Below are 15,891 nucleotides of genomic sequence, written 5' to 3'. Positions count from 1 at the left end.
ACTTCTGGAGCGCTGATCTGCCCATGAGCGCCATCCCGCCTGACCCCCCGTCCTCGGGCCGCGCAGGAAGTACATCCCCCTGTCCCGACAACGGCCCCGCCGTGACCCGTACGGAGTTCGACGCCCTCTTCGACCGGCTGCGCACCTGGGGCCGCTGGACCCCGGCCGACCGCGGCGCCTGGAACCGGGTCACCCCGGACCACGTGCGGCAGGCGGCCGCCCTGGTCCGTACCGGGACCGTCGTCCCGATGGCCCTGCCGTGGAACACGGTCCCCGGCCCCGACAACGGCAATCCCGCCCTGCACCACATGACGGACCTGGGCGACGTCGAGCCCCCGGAGCCCACCTGCCACAAGGACTTCATCGCCGCCGACTACCACGGCAAGGGCATCAGCCACCTGGACGCGCTGTCCCACATCGCCTACCGCGGGCAGCTCTACGACGGGCGCGACGCGCGCGAGTGTGTCGATTCCAAGGGGGCCTGGTTCGGTGCGGTCGACGCCCTCGGCCCGCTGGTGACCAGGGGTGTCCTGATCGACATGCCCGTCGTGCTGGGCCGCGACTGGCTGGAGCCCGGCACGGCCGTGCACGCCGAGGACGTCCTGGCGGCCGAGCAGGCCCTGGGCGTGACCATCGGTGAGAGCGACGCCGTCCTCCTGCGCTCCGGTCACTTCCGTCGCCGCCGGGAACTCGGCGCGTGGAATCCCGACGACGCCGGCGCCGGGTTCCATGTGGACGCCATGCCGTTGCTCGCCGAGCGCGGCATCGCGCTGCTGGGCGGCGACGGCGACAGCGACGTGCGTCCCTCTCCCGTCGAGGGCGTGTCCTCCCCCGTCCACGCACTCGCCATCACGGCCATGGGCGTGCCGCTGCTGGACAACCTCGACCTGGAGGCGCTCTCCGCGGCCTGTGCCGCCGTCGGCCGCTACACGTTCATGACCGTCGTGGCGCCCCTGAACGTCCCGGGCGGCACCGGCTCGCCGGTCAACCCGGTGGCCGTGCTGTGACGGGCCGCCGCACCTTCCGGGCCGGCGTCAGCTGGACTTCCTGGACGCCGACGGGTGCAACCTCTGGGGCGACATCCGCCTGTCCGGCCTCGCGCAGGCAGGCGTCGACTGGCACTACCTCCCGCGCCTGACCGATGAGCTGCCCGTCGAGGACGTCGACGGACTGGACGCCGTGTTCGCCGCACCCGCCGTCACCGAGCGCACCTTCGCAGGGGCCCTCCGCCCGCCGCTGCTGTTCGCCCGGTTCGGTGTCGGGTACGACACCGTGGACCTCGACGCCTGCACCCGGAACGGCGCCCTGTAAGCATCACGGCCCCAGGGCGTCGGCGTTCCCGGAACCTGCACGTCTTCGACTGCGACCTACTCGGAAGTGATGTGCCGTGAGCTCTGAAAGCGAGAGCGGACCACCCTGGTCACACGTCTGTGACCGGGCTCGCTAGTTGACACCAGGCCACGTTCACGACCTGCACTGATACCAAGTAGCTTCGGCAGCCGGAGCCGCAGAGTCAGCGAAATAGTTGGCACTTTGGTACAGCGCAGGTCATGAGGCGTGCGTCGCCATAGCGGGGCCAGAAACCGGAACTCGCACTTCCAGACAAGTCTCCTGGAAGGAGTGAAATGGGGCCATCTCGGCGGGGTAGGGGGATGGGGTCAGTGGACGGACGTGCGGCCCGTCAGTGGTGCGGGGCGGCGATGGCGGCGAGGTGCGTGCCGGGGCGGACGGACAGCCCGTTCATGTTGTAGATGATCTTTCCGGCGGCGATGGCGGTGATCTTGTGCTCGGCGCCGTCGACCGGGTCGATGATGCGGCCGATGGTCTGTCCCTCGGTCACCTCGTCGCCGGTGACCGCGTCCGGGTACCAGAGGCCTGCGACCGGAGACTCGACCTCGCCCGTCCACATCCAGTCGCGCGGCTGCACGGTCACCGGTGCGAGGTGCTGCGGCGCCTCAACGACTCCGAGATGGTGCAGGAGCCGGTACAGGGCGTCGAGCAGCCTGCGCACGGTGGCGGGGTCGCGGTCGCCGAGCTGACCGGTCTCGACGAGGATCGCGGGGATGCCCTGCCGGTTCGCCGCGGCGTGGCTGTTGCCGCCGTCCGGGCTGGTGCCGAAGATGACCCGCTCGTATCCGACCGCGTGGGCCATTCCCCTGTTCTTCGCGTCGAGCTCGTCGTCGCCGGTCAGGCGGTAGCCGACGAAGTCGAGCAGGTGCTGGTCGATGCCGCCGCTGTGCAGGTCGATGTAGGCGTCGGCGCCGTCGACCAGGTTCTCGAACAGCCAGGCCGCCATCCGGTCGGTGGGGCCGCCGTCCTTGTCGCCGGGGAAGACGCGGTTGATGTTGACGCCGTCCAGCGGGGAGATGTTGAGCCGTCCGCCGTAGACGGCCGGGGGGTTGGCCACGGGGCAGATCACCAGCCGGCCGGCGATCTCGTCCGGTTCCAGCAGCCCGGCCAGGCGGGTGGTGGCGTCGACGGGGATGAACTCGCCGCCGTGGACGCCACCTGTGATGACGACCTTGGGGCCGGGACGGGAGCCGTTGACGAGGATCAGGGGGACGTCCACCGTCGTGGTGCCGAGGTCGGCGGGCAGGGTCCCGCGGGTCTTCTGGCCGGGCTCGGCACGCAGCGGGCCGATGGTCAGGGTCATGGCTTTCCTCGTTCGGGCTCAGGCCGCGGTACGGCCGTTTGTGGTGATGAAGTCGATCGGCTGGGAGGTGCGGCCCTGAAGGGCGAGGTCCGCGGCGATGTCGCCCATGGCGGGCGAGACCTTGAAGCCCTGGCCGGAGAAGCTGGCCCGCGGGGCACTTCTCGCTTTCGCGGGCCACTCTCGTTCACTGCCTCAGTAGACGGTTGCCCGTCTCAGGACTGAACGGCCGAGCGCAGCTCGGGCAGGGACAGGACCTCGTCCAGCACGTCGACGTAGAGATCCACGTGCTCGCGGCGGAAGGTCATGGGCGGTTTGATCTTCAGTACGTTGTCGTGCACGCCATTGGGGAAGACGATGACACCTCGCTCCTTCATGAGCTCGGTGACCATGAAGGCCTGCTCAGTTGCCGGCATCTTGGTGGTGCGGTTGCGGACCAGTTCGACGCCGAGGTAGAGCCCTTCTGCCCGCACGTCACCGATGAGCGGTTGGCGCTGCTGGAGCTCGCGCAGCGACCGGGCGAAGTACCCGCCCACGCTCACGGCGTTCTCCCTCAGACCATCCTGCTCGACGATGTCGAGCACGGCCTCGCCGATCGCGCAGGAGACCGGGTTGCCGCCGAAGGTGTTGAAGTACTTCATGCCCGTGTCGAACGCGTCGGCGATCTCCCGAGTCGTGACCACCGCCGCGAGGGGATGCCCGTTCCCGAGCGGCTTGCCCATCGTGACGATGTCCGGGACCACCCCCTGGAGCTCGAACCCCCACCAGGGCCCGAGTCGTCCGACGCCGACCTGGACCTCGTCGGAGATGCACAGGGCACCCGCTCGCCTTGCAGCAGTGAACACGCCATCGAGGTAGCCGTCGGGGAACACGATGTTCCCACCCGATCCCATCAGGGACTCGGCGATGAAGGCGGCCGGGGGTCGGCCGTCGGCCGTGATCCGCTCGATGACAGCCGCGGCGTCGCGCGCGTACTTGACTCCGGCGTCCGCGTCGTCGTACCCGTAGGTACTGCGGTAGCGGTCCGGGATGACGACCTCGTGGGTGGTCGCGGGCGCACCGGCGCCGCCGGGGCCCTTGTAACGGTTCGGGCTGATCCCGGTCACCACACCGGTGTTTCCGTGGTACGCGCCGTCGATGTTGACGATGTGCTGACGACCTGTCACCTGGCGGGCGATCCGCAGCGCCAGGTCGTTCGCCTCGCTGCCGGTGCAGACGAGGAAGACGACCTCGAGCGGGTCGGGCAGGGTGGCTACCAGCTTCTGCACGTAACTGGCGATCTGCGGGTAGACGAAACGGCTGTTGGTGTTGAGCTTGCGCAGCTGTCGGGTGGCGGCGGCCGTCACGCGTGGCTCGGCATGGCCGACGTGGGTGACGTTGTTCAGCGAGTCCAGATAGGCCAGGCCGTCCTCGTCGTGGAACCACACGTCCCGCCCACGCACAAGGTTCATCGGGTTGCGGTAGTAGTTGCGCTGGGAGCGAGCGATGTGGCGACGGCGCACTGAGACGACGTCGTCGATGGTGGGGGCCGCGGCGGAGGACTCGGTGAACCCGAGGAGCCGGGCGGGGTCGGGTGACAGGTGGCTCCACACCTGCCGTGCGGAAGGCGGCACGACACGAGGCGGCGGCCACGTGGCCATCCGCGCGGTGCGGTGGACCTGTACCTGGACGCAGGACCCGAGCAAGTCCGTCTCCTCGCTCGCGCCGGCGCGTCCCAACGGCGCCCCGGCCGGGACTGTCGCCGCGACGGGCGGCGTGTCGTCGAGTCCCCACCAGCACGTCCAGAACTCCAGCCCCTCGACCGCATGTCGCAGTACCAACGGCATCCCGGCGCAACCGCTGGCTTCGACGACGCCGGACAGCGGGCTGGCAACCTCCTCGGCGTCTGCCAGGATCAGCGAGCCGCCGACCTGAACCGTCGCGGGCTCGTCGGCTCCCGGGCGGCGCCGGCCCCCCAGGAGCAGCGATGCGCTGAGGTGGGGCACGTAGCCCCGCCGCCGTCGTCCGTCGAGGACGTCGTCGATGCTCGCGCGCACCGCCCTCGCGTCGTGCCAGTCGACTTCGTCGTAAAGATCACTTGCCGGTCGCAGGTCGAGCAGCTGCGGGGCCGGTGCGTACGGGGCACCGTCTCGGGCCGCCTCTGCCAAGACCTCTTCCAAACCCCGCTGCTCCCGCGTCGGGGGGAGCCCACACGCGACCCGGAACGTCGCCTCGGCGACGTCGGGGCAGACCTCGGCCACCTGCGTGATCGCCGGCCAGGTGTGTTGCATGCGGGTCCGCCCGTACGGCGTGTCGCTCTCGGCGACCCGGCGCGTCCACGTCACGGCGTTCATGCACAGCCGGGCGGCCGCCAACGGATAGACAGCCGCCAGTTCCTCAGCCGTGAGGGGGAGCACCGAGTGGAAGCCGGCCACGACTTCGGCCGCCGCAGCGAGCGGGTCGGCCTTGCGGACCATGGCGTAGCCCGCCGCGATCGCCACCTCTGCCGCGCGCACACTGTAGAGCGAGTCGCCCACGTCGACGATGCCTGAGATCCGCAGCACCCCGTCCTCGTCAGCGTCGGCCAGGACGTTGGCGTCATTGAGATCCTGGTGTACGACGCTCCGAGGCAGTCGGTCCCATGCCGGCAGGAGATCGTCGTACCAGCCCATGATCGTGCGCACCGACTCCCGCCGGTCCGCGTCCTGTACAGCGTGCAGCGACGCCTCGACAATCTCAGCGGCCCGGCGCATGTCCCAGTCGTGCGGTTCCAAGCCCACCGGTGGCTCCACGCTGGAGAGTCCGAGGCTCAGCCGCCCGGCGGCTGCTCCCAGCTGACGCAGAAGCGCCGCGGGGTGGTCGTCGAGGTCCGCCAGGACCCGGCCCTCGATCCAGCTCATCACGCGAACCACGTGCGTTCGGCCCTCGTGGACGACGGCGGCAAGGAACTTCCCCTCGCGTGTCGGGACCAGCCGTGGCACCGGAAGGTCGGGAACGGTGGAGGCCAGATGCTGGAGGAGCGAGTTCTGCCAGAGAACGTCGGCCGAGTCCGGCTCCGCGCGGGTGACCCGTACGAAGTAGCGCATGCCGTCATCGCCGGTGATCCGGACGTTCTGGTCGACCTCCCCTCCCAGTGGGTGCTGGACATATCCCTCGAGTCCGAAGGACTGCCGCAATACGTGATCGAGGAGCGGGCCCGGCAGTTGGCCGGTGTGACCGGGGATGGTCGTTCCGTCCCGGCTGGTGGTGGTCGCTGAGGTCATTGGTGCGTTCTCTCTCTCGTCGTCAGGTCGCTCATCACTCACCGTGGGCCTGCGCCACGACGCTCAGGTCGTGGCCAGTCCCCCGCCGCCACCCGTGTCGGACCTTTGCCCGACGCTGTCAGCCAGTTCCCTGACGGTCCGATCGATTGCGGTTCCCGGGGGCGGCGGGCAGAGCTGCCGCGGCTGTGTCTCGATCGCTTCGCGGGCTGCGCAGACCTCGACCAAGTTGACGAGCGACAGGTCCAGGGCGAACTCCCCCGTTTGGTACTTCCCCTCGATGCCCCGCTCCCACGGCCGCAGGGGCCGGGCCAGGACGCGCTCCAGCACCTGGTCGGCGATCGGTTCCGAGGTGGGCCGTCCGTCCGTCAAAGGCGTTGTGCTCATCGAGACGGGGCATCAGCTCACGCGACGGCGGTCATGGCGTCCCAGGTGACGTTGGCGGCGAGCACCCCGCGCAGCGCCTCGGCAGGCTCCGGCGGTGTCCTCATGGTCATCGACCCTCGCCTTGAGCTCGGCGTGGTCTCTGGGGGAGTCCTGGGTGATCTCGATCCCGCTCTGCCTGGCGAACCGCTGACACTGACCCGAGGAACGCGGCACCCTCAGCAGCGCCTACTCAAGGTGACGGACTGGGGGTCAGGTGCCTACGGAAGTGCCATAGCCGCTCCAAGTGCGTGGTCATGTCACGAGCTCTCTCCGGCCCGAGGTGATGCGTCAGATGAAACACCGCGGAGAATCCGGCAACAAGGGACGGAAGGCCGCGACATCGACCCGGTATTTTGTGCCTGTGCACAATCACTGCCAGGGAGCCCCACCGGCATGTCAGCGGCATTACCCGGAGACGGCCCCGGATCCGTCCAGTGACGGCTGTCGTCGGGAGAGGCGGTCCTCATGAGCGGCCCGGGGCGCCGTCAGGGCGGGGCTCGCCACGACGCCGTACAGGCGATCGCGCGCCGGCTCCTCGAGGAACGACTCGACGAACTGACCTCTCGTGCTCTCGAACGACTGGAAGCCGAGGAGCCTGCCTACGCGTCGTTGGACTGGGACCCGGTCCAGAAACGAGAGGGGATGCGACGAACCCTCGAACTCGCCCTGACCCGGCTGGCCGGCGGTCCCGTGTCCCGGACGGTCTCGCGCGCCACCGAGGACGTGGGACGCGAGCGAGCGGAGCATGCGTTTCCGCTGACCGCGCTGATGCACTCCTTCCAGCTGGACCTCAGGACCCTGTGGGAGGCCGTGCTCGCAGAGGGGCGGGCACGTGGCATCAGCGCCGATCCCGACTTCCTCGACGGGTTGATCCGTGTCTGGGAGGCGACGGACGCCAACAGCGTCGAGGTCGTCGACGCCTACCGCCGCACCGAGCGCGACCTGGCGAGCCGTCGTACGGAGGTGCGCAACCGCGCCTTCAGCCGCCTGGTCCTGGAAGGGGAGCAGGATCCCTCCACCGTCGCCGAGGCCTCCACGTTGCTGGGCTTCTCCGAGAACGTCGCCCTGACCGTGGTCGTGGTCGAATCCGTTCCCACCGGGGACCCGGCTGTGTCCCAGGTCGACGATGCGCTGCGTCGGGGCGGCCTGGTACGTCACTTCGGATGGATGGGCGACGAGCTCCTCGGCATCATCGGTCACGGACGGCGCGATGAAGAGGCCGTGCTTGCCATGCTGCGGCCGTTCGCCCCGTGGCGCTGCGGCGTCGCGGAAGTCCCCGGCCTGGCGCTGACGGCGCGCGGCATCCGGTTCGCACGTGCCGCGATCCGCAGCTCCGCGCAGCCCGGAGTGCGGCACGTGGAGGGTCACTGGATCGGGGCGATCATGTCGGCGCAGGAGGAGCTCACCGGTGCGATGGCCACCGGCGTGCTGCGCCCACTGCTCGAGCTGCGCGACAGCGACAGCATCGTCGAGACCCTGCGCTGGTATTTCGACCTGGGCTCGGTCGCCGAGGTGGCCGCACGCACCTACCGTCACCGGAACACGGTGGGCAATCGCCTGCAGGCTGCGGAAGAGGCGACCGGGCTGAAGCTGTCCCGACCGAACGACGCCGCCCGGCTGGTCCTCGCCCTGGCTTGGCTGGAGACGGACGCGGGCGCCCGCTTCCGGGCGACGATGTCCTGATCCACCGATCGCTGGACGGGGCGAGGCAACCGGCCGGGGCCGCGACCGGGAGAGCTGGAGCCAAAGCGTGTCGGTCAGAGGCCGCATGCCCTTCATGTGGACGGCAGCTTGGCGGCCGACAGCCCGGTCACGCCGCCGGGCAGCGGCGCCGAGCGGCCGCAGTCCGGAGCCGCTCGCGGCGCCTCTCAGAGACCATTCGGTTCGAGCGGAACTGCATCGGCCCCTGACAGGAAGTTGTGCACAGGCACAAAATACGCGGTCGATCTCGCGGCCTCACGTCGCTTGTCGCCGGATTCTCCGCAGTGCTTCACTGACGCATCGCCTCAAGCCGTAGAGAGGCTCATCGCATCGGAGCAGCAATGATGCTGCCGCCGACTACCTGATCAGCATTCGCCGTCCCCGTCGTGTCCGGGGGCTCGTCCTCCAGCGGCGGCCCCTCGGGCACCTCCTCGGCCCCCAGGCCCCCTAAACAGGTCGCCGCCCCAACGCCTCGGCAGCCTCCTGAACTTCCGATGCGGCCGACCTGGCCGCACTCGACGAGATCGCGACTCCCGGTAAGCGGAATATCCCATATGCCCGGAAAGGGATTTAATATCATGCGCCAGATCGTCACCTTCGATGCCTACGGCACCCTGGTCGACTTCCAGCTCGGCCCCACCACCCTGAAAGTCCTGGCCGACCGGCTGGACCTGGACCGTCTGAACGTCGACGAGTTCCTCGACGACTTCCGCATCATGCGGTTCCACGCCGTCCTGGAGGCATACCGCCCCTTCCGCGAGCTGCTGCCCGCCAGCCTGGAGATAGCGATGCGTCTGCACGGCCTGGAGTACCGGCAGTCCGACGGCGAGGCCCTGGTCGCGGCCGTGCCCACCTTCGGCCCCCACCCCGAGGTCCCGGCCGCCCTGCGGGCGCTGAAGTCCCGGTACGAGATCGCCATCATCTCCAACACGGACGACGACCTCATCGCCCAGAACCTGGCCAACATGGGCGTCGAGTTCGACCATGTCATCACCGCCCAGCAGGCCAAGGCGTACAAGCCGTCCCGGCAGACCTTCGAGTACGCCTTCCAGACCATGGACATCGACCCCGCCCAGGTCATCCACGTCGCCCAGGGCTGGGAGTACGACCTCATCCCCACCCGCGACCTCGGCCTCGCTCGCCGCGTGTGGATCAACCGCTACGGCCACAACGGCTCCATCGGCGCCCGCGGCAGCGGCGACTACCAGCCCTTCGACGAACTGCCCGACCTGTCCGGCCTGCCGGCCCTGCTCGGCTGCTGAAGCCGGGACCCGGACAACACCCCCTGGACTACCGGCAGACCCGAGGACGTACGTCATGAAGCAGATCCCCTACTGGCTCGACACAGCTCCTGCCTTCCCCGACCGGACCGGCAAGCCCCTGCCCGAGCAGGCGGACCTGGTGGTCATCGGCGGCGGCCTCACCGGCCTGTCCACCGCCTACCACGCGGCACTCAAGGGCGCCCACGTCGTCCTCGTTAGGTGTGCTCGTTCGTTGATTCGCGCATGACGGATCTGGCCATGCGGTTGGTGCCGGACGGGTTAGGGCTTGAGTCCAGCGAACGCCTTGGCCGCCGCAGGTGGGTGATCGAGCAGACGATGTCGTGGCTGTCCGGCTACCGCAGACTCACCCACCGCTACGAGCGTGATTCCCGCAACTACCTGGCCTTTCTCAGACTGGCCGCCGCGCTCCGCTGCTACAAGCGCCTCGTCCGCCTCACCAGTTAGGACACGGTTTCAGGCGGTAGGGCGCGGGAAGCACTCTCCGGATCGCTGAGATGCAGAGAAGAAGGCCATTCCGTGACCCACGGGGACGTGGTGCACGACCGCCGGTGCGGCTGATCGAGCACGCCGCCAGGATCGGTAACGTCACCGATCTGCCAGGTGCTCGGCGTCTCCCGCGAAACCTGGTACGACTCGACGAAGAAGGCCGAACAGTCGGCGTGCGGGGGCACGAGTGCTGCGCCGCACATCCGGGGCACCCTGAGTCACGGACCGCCGCGCTCACCTCCCACAAGGCGTTCAAGGCGCGAGTCGCCGAGTGGAGGATCGTCCCTCACCAGATCCCGCCCCGGCCTCCACGGCGCAACAGAGTCCATGAACGGATTCAACGCACCGTGCTGCGCGAGTTCTACCGGATCCGTTTCCACCGCGGCCCGGTCAACGTTGCGGGCCCCTACGCGACCCTCGTGGCCACGGCACGAGCGGAAGCCGGCGCGCAGATGAGCCTCGGCTGGCAGCAACCACCGGTCACCACCGATAGCGGCATGAACCTCGGAATCCCGTAACCCGGGACCGATCGAACGCGGCCCGATCCACATGCATCGAGTTGATGCGCCGGCACCTCTGACAACACCTGTGATCTTGGTGCCAGCCATCCCTCTTTTGTGCCGACTAAAAATCCTCGTCACACAGTCCGTCACCTGCGCACCCGGGGCATGCCGAGGCCGATCCAGGAGATGATCTCCCGCTGGATCTCGTTGTTCCCGCCGCCGAAGGTGAAGATCACCGCCGAGCGGTAGCCGCGCTCCAGTTCGCCGTGGAGCGCGGCGCCCGCCGGGCCCTCCTTCAGCGGCCCCGCGGCCGCCACGACCTCCATCAGCCAGGCGTAGGCGTCGCGGCGGGCCTCGGAGCCGTAGACCTTGACCGCGGAGGCGTCCTGCGGGGTGAGCGTGCCCTCCTCGACCGCGCTCACCATCTGCCAGTTCAGCAGCTTCATCGCGTCCAGCTTCGTGTGCGTCAGGGCCAGGCGGCGGCGCACCCAGGGCAGGTCGATCACCCGGCGGCCGTCGGTGAGCTTGGTCTGCATGGCCCAGCGCTGCACGTCGTGCAGGGCGCGGATGGCCATGGTGCCGTGGGCGGCGAGGGTGACGCGCTCGTGGTTGAGCTGGTTGGTGATCAGCCGCCAGCCGTGGTTCTCCTCGCCCACACGACGGGAGACGGGGACACGGACGTTCTCGTAGTAGCTCGCGGTGGTGTCGTGCCCGGCGAGTGTCCGGATGAGGGTGCAGGAGTAGCCGGGATCGCCGGTCGGCACGAGCAGCATGGTGATGCCCTTGTGCGGCGGGGCCTCGGGGTCGGTGCGTACGGCGAGCCACACCCAGTCGGCGGTGTCGCCGTTGGTGGTCCAGCTCTTCTGCCCGTTGACGACGTACCTGTCGCCCTCGCGGACGGCGCGCGTCTTCAGGGACGCGAGGTCGGTCCCGGCGCCGGGCTCGCTGTAGCCGATCGCGAAGTCGATCTCCCCGGAGAGGATCCTCGGCAGGAAGTACTCCTTCTGCTCGTCCGTGCCGAACCGCATGAGCGTCGGACCGACCGTGTTGAGCGCCATCAGCGGCAGCGGCACTCCCGCCTGGGCGGCCTCGTCGAAGAAGATGAACTGCTCCATTGCGCTCATCCCGCGCCCGCCGTACTCCTTCGGCCAGCCCACGCCGAGCCAGCCGTCACTGCCCAGACGGCGGATGGTGTCGCGGTAGAACCGCTTCTGTGCCGCCGGGTCGCTGTGCCGGGCGTAGGCGCCCTCTGGCACCAGCCGCGCGAAGTACCCACGCAGCTCGGTGCGCAGCCGCTGTTGCTCGGGCGTGTAGTCGAGATGCACGGCGCCTCCAGGCTCCCCGTGGCCGGTCCTGACGGCGCACACCGTAGAACCTGTTCCAGAAATTGGGAATGCCGAGGAAGGGGAATGCCTGGCGCGGCGTCCAGAGCGTCGAGCCGGTGTCCGGATCCGTCAGCCCAGTGTCTGGAGGAAATCGGAACAGGCCCGGGCGGCTTCGCGACAGGCCCGCGCCGCCTCCTCGCCACCCGGGTCCGCGTCGAAGACGTGCGCGGTGTCCAGGCAGACCGCCCGGCACCAGGTCACCTGGCCGCGGATGTCGTCCTCGTCCTGACTGCCGTACGCGGACAGCACGCGGCAGGTCGCGTCGCAGACCTCCGCGCACATGATGCCCTTGCGCCGCAGACGTTCCTGGCCCCGAGTACCGCCCGGTTCGGCGAGGCTCGCGCGCAAGGCGCACGCCCGCGCACACTCCGTGCACGCCTGTGCGCACGCGAAGCGATCCTCCAGAAACCGAATGGGATCCTGCTGCGAAATCGTGTGCGAAGTCGTGGCTGTCACACCGCGCGGGTAGCCGGTGGCGACCCCGTCAAACCGGCGTTCGCGGGAGCTGCACCCGTTTTCCCGGCGGGCCCCAGGGCACTCGTGGGGCACAGAGAGCGACGAGACGAGGAGGTGGATCCGTGCCAGGACGACAGGAACTGCCGTCGACGCTGGAGCGCTCCTCCCAGGACGCGCAGCGCACCTGGATCAAGGCGCACGACTCGGCGGTCGAGAGTTACGGCGAGGGCGAGCGGGCGCACCGGGTGGCGTACGGCGCGCTCAAGCACACCTTCGAGAAGGTCGGCGACCACTGGGAGCGCAAGGAGGGCGGCCGAAAGGGCCCCTCGGACCCCCGTTCGGCGCGGCCCCGGCAGCAGGGCGGGCGCAGCGGCGAGGGCATCGACGAGAACGCCTCGAAGGAGCACCTCTACCACGTCGCGCAGCGCCTGGGCATCGACGGGCGGTCCCGAATGTCGAAGGCGGAGCTGCTGGACGCGATCCGCAAGGAGAACCGCTCGCGTACCCGGGCCGCCCGGTCGCGCTGAGCCGCGTCCCACGTCAGGCCGTCGCACAGAGGGAAGTGAAGATTCATGGCTGAGCCCGGCCGCGGCACCCTGCCGCTGCCCGACTACGACGAGCTGCCGCTCGGCAGCCTGGAGAGCCGCATCCGCGCGCTGAACGCGGACGAGGTGGAGCAGCTGCTCGCGCACGAGCGTGAGCACGCGGGCCGTGTCCCGGTGACCGAGCTGCTCACGGCCCGGCTGGAGCAGTTGCGCGCGGGCGCCGAGCCGACGTCCGGTGACACCGCGGGCCTGCGTCCCGAGGCGAGCCGGAGCAGTGGGGGCTCGCCGGTGTCCCCGGCGACCTCGCCGGAGCCCATCAGCCCGCCGCCGCACGGGACACCCGATCAGCGGGGCAAGCCGAAGGGCGACCGCGCCTGACCCGTGCCGGTCGGCACCTGAGCCGCGTCGACCGGCGCCTGACCCGCGTCAGTCAGTCGACGTCGGTCGACCGTCAGTCGACCGCCTTCGGTGCCGTGTGCGAGGCGATCAGGTCGGGCGTGAGGTAGGCGTCGGTCCGCTCGAAGTCCTTGAGCGTGGCCGGGCGCCCGCCCTGGAAGCCGGTGCGGACGAAGTCGTAGCCCGCCATCGCGTTCAGCGTCCAGTTCGTCAGCGTGCGCAGGCGGGCCGGGACCGTGCGCAGGGCGCCCAGGTGGTAGCCGCGCGCGACGACCTGTGCGGGCAGGCCGGTCAGCTCCACGCCGACCGGCTTGGACACGGCCTGGACGCCGCCGAGGTCGACGACGAGCCCCAGGTCTCGGTGGTGGTAGGGGCTCGGCGGCGCGCCGCGCAGCGCCGCCGCGATGTTCTTCGCGGCCCTCCAGCCCTGGCGCATGGCGTGCTGGGCGGTCGGCGGGCAGATGGCGTCCGGGCCCTTGGCGAGGTCGGGCACCGCCGCGGCGTCACCGAGGGCGAACACGCCGTCAAGGCCCGGCACGGCCAGGTCGTCGCGGACGACCAGCCGACCGCGGTCGGTCTTGGCGTCCAGCGTGGCGATCAGCGGGCTGGGGGCGACGCCGGCGGTCCAGATCAGGGTGTGGCAGCGCAGCTTGCGGCCGTCGGTGAGGGTGACGGTGTCCGCCGTGGCCTCGGCGACCGAGACGCCGAGTGAGACGTGCAGGCCTCGCCGTTCCAGGATGGCGAGCGCCTTCGCGCCGAGCCGGTCGCCGAGTTCCGGCATGAGCTTGGGCGCGATGTCGACGAGGTGCCACTTCAGCAGGGACGGGTCCAGGCCCGGACAGCGCTTCACGGCGGCGGTGGTGAGGTGGTGCAGATAGGCGGCGGTCTCGGTACCGGCGTAGCCGCCGCCGACGACCACGAACTGCAGCCGTGTCTCGCGCTCGACCGGGTCGGAACTGGCCGCGGCGAGGTCGAGCTGGGAGATGACGTGGTCCCGTACCCAGGCCGCCTCCGCGAGGGTCTTCATGCCCACCGCGTGCTGGTTCACGCCGGGGATGTCGAACTGCCGTGTGACGCTGCCGGGCGTCAGCACCAGGTAGTCGTAGTGCTCGACGGTCGTCTCGCCGTTGATCTTGCGCACGACCACGGCCTTGGCGGAGGGATCGACGCCGACCGCCTGGCCGGGCACGAGCAGCGTACGGTGCAGCAGCCGGCGCAGCGGGACCGCGACCGACTGCGGGGTGAGGATTCCCGACGCGACGTGCGGCAGCAGGGGCAGATAGAGCTGGTGGCTGTAGGGCGCGACGAGCCTGAGGCGCGCCTCGGCGGGCCCCAGAATCCGCTCGAGTCGCCGCGCGGTCTCCATGCCGGCGAACCCGCCGCCGACGATCACGATCCGGGGCACGGCCATGACAGATCCCTCCAGCGGGAGACTTCGACCCCTGCCACGCTAGGGAACAGGGCCCGCATCCGCACCCCCAGCCGCCCTGTTTTCCGCGCGGGCCCGTCGGCCGGTCCGACGCCGACGGGCCCGCGCGGCCCTGCGGTGCGCTACTTGGCGTACGTCAGCGTGCCGAAGCCGAGCTGGTCGTAGCCGCCGCTGGTGGAGCCGTAGTCACCGCCGCCGCCCTCGGGGGCGACGAGGTCGTAGTACATCGCCGAGATGTACTTGTCGTCGAGGTACAGGCGCCGGTTGTAGTGGAAGTGGAGCATGGCCCACACCGGGCGGATCTGGCCGCGGGACCCGGAGCTGATCACCGTCTGCGACTGCTGGCTGCAGGTCGTGCCGCTGCCCCAGGTGTAGGTGGTGTACGGCACGTCCTGGCCGATGTTGTACTTGGCGACGTACTGGGCCGCCTTGAAGAACCTCCTGCTGTCGTAGCTGTACAGGTCCGTGCCCTGGTTCCAGGCCATCTCGCAGATGGCGCCCATCTGGCCCATGCCCATCATGGTGTGGCCCTGGTCGCGGCCCGACTCCTGCCACTGGCCCAGGGCGTAGCCGGCCGAGTCCGTGTACAGGTACGGGACGGCGTGCTCGATGGAGCCGTTGCCGGCGCCGTTGTAGAAGTAGTTGACGGCCTGGTCGTACTTGGCGCCGTCCTCGCACAGGATCGCCGTGGCGAGGATGGACGCCATGTTGCACAGGTCCCAGTTGGCCCAGTAGTTCGTGATGCAGGCGCCGTTGTGGTGGACCAGGAAGTCGTTGTTCATCGGGTAGAAGACGTTGAGCATCATCTTCTTGAACCCGGCGAGGTCGAAGCCCGGATAGTCGCGCATCAGCTCGCCGACGTTGGCGAACTGCCAGCCGTAGATGCCGGCGGCGAGGAACCGGTCCGCGTTGCCCTGGATCGAGGTCAGGGTTTTCGACCAGGCGTTGCAGATCCTGACGGCGCAGTCGGCGTTGGCGCTGGTGCCGGCGACCCACCATCTCAGCGCGTTCTGGTAGGCGGCGGCGATGTCGTTGTAGAGGATCCCGTAGTTCTCGGGGTATCCCGAACCCCGGTAGACGATGGACTGGGGGTTGGGCGTCCAGGTGGACGCGGAGTGGGAGTTGTTGATCAGGCGCTGCCAGCCGGAGTACCAGGGGTCCGTGCCGGCGGCGACCCTGACCTTGGCGCGGTTGAGGTCGCCCGAGTTGTGCAGGGCGCCGGGGTGGGCCCAGGTGGTCGGGGCGGCTCCCGCCGACTGCATGGTGGCGGCGCTGATCAGACCCGCGGCGGCGAGCCCGCCGGCGGCGCGCAGCACGCCCCGCCGACTGGGCCCGGTGTGGGGGGAATCCGGTGCTGGGTGGAGATCTCTGCGGCTCATTCGTGCATCTCCG

15 protein-coding genes and 1 pseudogene are annotated in these 15,891 nt (G+C 69.7%); 9 read left to right on the top strand and 7 right to left on the bottom strand.

Annotation, left to right across the window (positions count from 1 at the left end; all coding sequences use genetic code 11):
* Nucleotides 1–23: 23 nt before the first annotated feature.
* Nucleotides 24–1,007, top strand: coding sequence for a cyclase family protein (locus N8I84_RS36895; protein ID WP_263233841.1), 984 nt, complete (start codon nt 24–26; stop codon nt 1,005–1,007).
* Between the two features lie 172 nt (nt 1,008–1,179).
* Nucleotides 1,180–1,311 carry a hypothetical protein gene (locus N8I84_RS36890; protein ID WP_263233840.1) on the top strand — a complete coding sequence of 44 codons (132 nt, stop codon included), beginning with the start codon at nt 1,180–1,182 and terminating at the stop codon, nt 1,309–1,311.
* 370 nt (nt 1,312–1,681) lie between these two features.
* On the opposite strand, the gene N8I84_RS36885 is transcribed toward N8I84_RS36890, so the two are convergent.
* From N8I84_RS36885 to N8I84_RS36870, 3 genes are all read right to left on the bottom strand, one after another.
* Nucleotides 1,682–2,653 carry a succinylglutamate desuccinylase/aspartoacylase family protein gene (locus N8I84_RS36885; RefSeq protein WP_263233839.1) on the bottom strand — a complete coding sequence of 324 codons (972 nt, stop codon included), beginning with the start codon at nt 2,651–2,653 and terminating at the stop codon, nt 1,682–1,684.
* 212 nt (nt 2,654–2,865) lie between these two features.
* On the bottom strand, nt 2,866–5,892 hold the full coding sequence (locus N8I84_RS36875) for an aminotransferase class III-fold pyridoxal phosphate-dependent enzyme (RefSeq protein ID WP_263233838.1): 3,027 nt from the start codon (nt 5,890–5,892) through the stop codon (nt 2,866–2,868).
* 63 nt (nt 5,893–5,955) lie between these two features.
* Nucleotides 5,956–6,276, bottom strand: coding sequence for a hypothetical protein (locus N8I84_RS36870; RefSeq protein WP_263233836.1), 321 nt, complete (start codon nt 6,274–6,276; stop codon nt 5,956–5,958).
* Between the two features lie 504 nt (nt 6,277–6,780).
* Here N8I84_RS36870 and N8I84_RS36865 point away from each other — a divergent pair.
* The 5 genes and pseudogenes from N8I84_RS36865 to N8I84_RS36845 all read left to right on the top strand — a co-directional run bounded on the left by N8I84_RS36865 (nt 6,781) and on the right by N8I84_RS36845 (nt 10,303).
* Complete coding sequence (locus N8I84_RS36865) at nt 6,781–7,998, top strand: PucR family transcriptional regulator (RefSeq protein ID WP_263233835.1); 1,218 nt, start codon at nt 6,781–6,783, stop codon at nt 7,996–7,998.
* A 596-nt stretch (nt 7,999–8,594) separates the two neighbouring features.
* On the top strand, nt 8,595–9,278 hold the full coding sequence (locus tag N8I84_RS36860; protein WP_263233834.1) for a haloacid dehalogenase type II: 684 nt from the start codon (nt 8,595–8,597) through the stop codon (nt 9,276–9,278).
* 55 nt (nt 9,279–9,333) lie between these two features.
* Entirely contained in the window at nt 9,334–9,525 is a 192-nt protein-coding gene (locus N8I84_RS36855) for an FAD-dependent oxidoreductase (protein WP_263233833.1), read from the top strand.
* A gap of 35 nt (nt 9,526–9,560) precedes the next feature.
* A pseudogene (locus N8I84_RS36850) lies at nt 9,561–9,743 on the top strand (transposase); the annotation flags it as partial.
* 389 nt (nt 9,744–10,132) lie between these two features.
* Nucleotides 10,133–10,303 carry a hypothetical protein gene (locus N8I84_RS36845; protein ID WP_263233832.1) on the top strand — a complete coding sequence of 57 codons (171 nt, stop codon included), beginning with the start codon at nt 10,133–10,135 and terminating at the stop codon, nt 10,301–10,303.
* 131 nt (nt 10,304–10,434) lie between these two features.
* Here the strand turns inward: N8I84_RS36845 and N8I84_RS36840 are convergent, their stop codons facing one another.
* Together N8I84_RS36840 and N8I84_RS36835 are read right to left on the bottom strand one after the other, a co-directional pair.
* Entirely contained in the window at nt 10,435–11,613 is a 1,179-nt protein-coding gene (locus tag N8I84_RS36840; protein WP_263233831.1) for an acyl-CoA dehydrogenase family protein, read from the bottom strand.
* A 129-nt stretch (nt 11,614–11,742) separates the two neighbouring features.
* Nucleotides 11,743–12,129, bottom strand: coding sequence for a ferredoxin (locus N8I84_RS36835; RefSeq protein ID WP_263233829.1), 387 nt, complete (start codon nt 12,127–12,129; stop codon nt 11,743–11,745).
* A 122-nt stretch (nt 12,130–12,251) separates the two neighbouring features.
* On the opposite strand from N8I84_RS36835, the gene N8I84_RS36830 reads away from it, so the two are divergent.
* Both N8I84_RS36830 and N8I84_RS36825 read left to right on the top strand, forming a co-directional pair.
* Nucleotides 12,252–12,656, top strand: a complete 405-nt coding sequence (locus N8I84_RS36830) for a ChaB family protein (RefSeq protein ID WP_263233828.1) — start codon at nt 12,252–12,254, stop codon at nt 12,654–12,656.
* A 45-nt stretch (nt 12,657–12,701) separates the two neighbouring features.
* Nucleotides 12,702–13,052, top strand: a complete 351-nt coding sequence (locus N8I84_RS36825) for a hypothetical protein (RefSeq protein WP_263233827.1) — start codon at nt 12,702–12,704, stop codon at nt 13,050–13,052.
* A gap of 73 nt (nt 13,053–13,125) precedes the next feature.
* On the opposite strand, the gene N8I84_RS36820 is transcribed toward N8I84_RS36825, so the two are convergent.
* The gene (locus N8I84_RS36820) at nt 13,126–14,481 is read right to left on the bottom strand and encodes an NAD(P)/FAD-dependent oxidoreductase (protein WP_263233825.1); all 1,356 of its coding nucleotides are present in this window, start codon (nt 14,479–14,481) and stop codon (nt 13,126–13,128) included.
* Between the two features lie 140 nt (nt 14,482–14,621).
* Nucleotides 14,622–15,878, bottom strand: a complete 1,257-nt coding sequence (locus N8I84_RS36815) for an alginate lyase family protein (protein ID WP_263233824.1) — start codon at nt 15,876–15,878, stop codon at nt 14,622–14,624.
* Nucleotides 15,879–15,891 lie beyond the last annotated feature (13 nt).

The sequence above is a fragment of the Streptomyces cynarae genome (assembly GCF_025642135.1).
In the GTDB taxonomy this organism is placed as follows: domain Bacteria; phylum Actinomycetota; class Actinomycetes; order Streptomycetales; family Streptomycetaceae; genus Streptomyces; species Streptomyces cynarae.
Note: the sequence above shows the minus strand (reverse complement) of the source record. Positions and strands in the feature narration are given on the sequence as shown.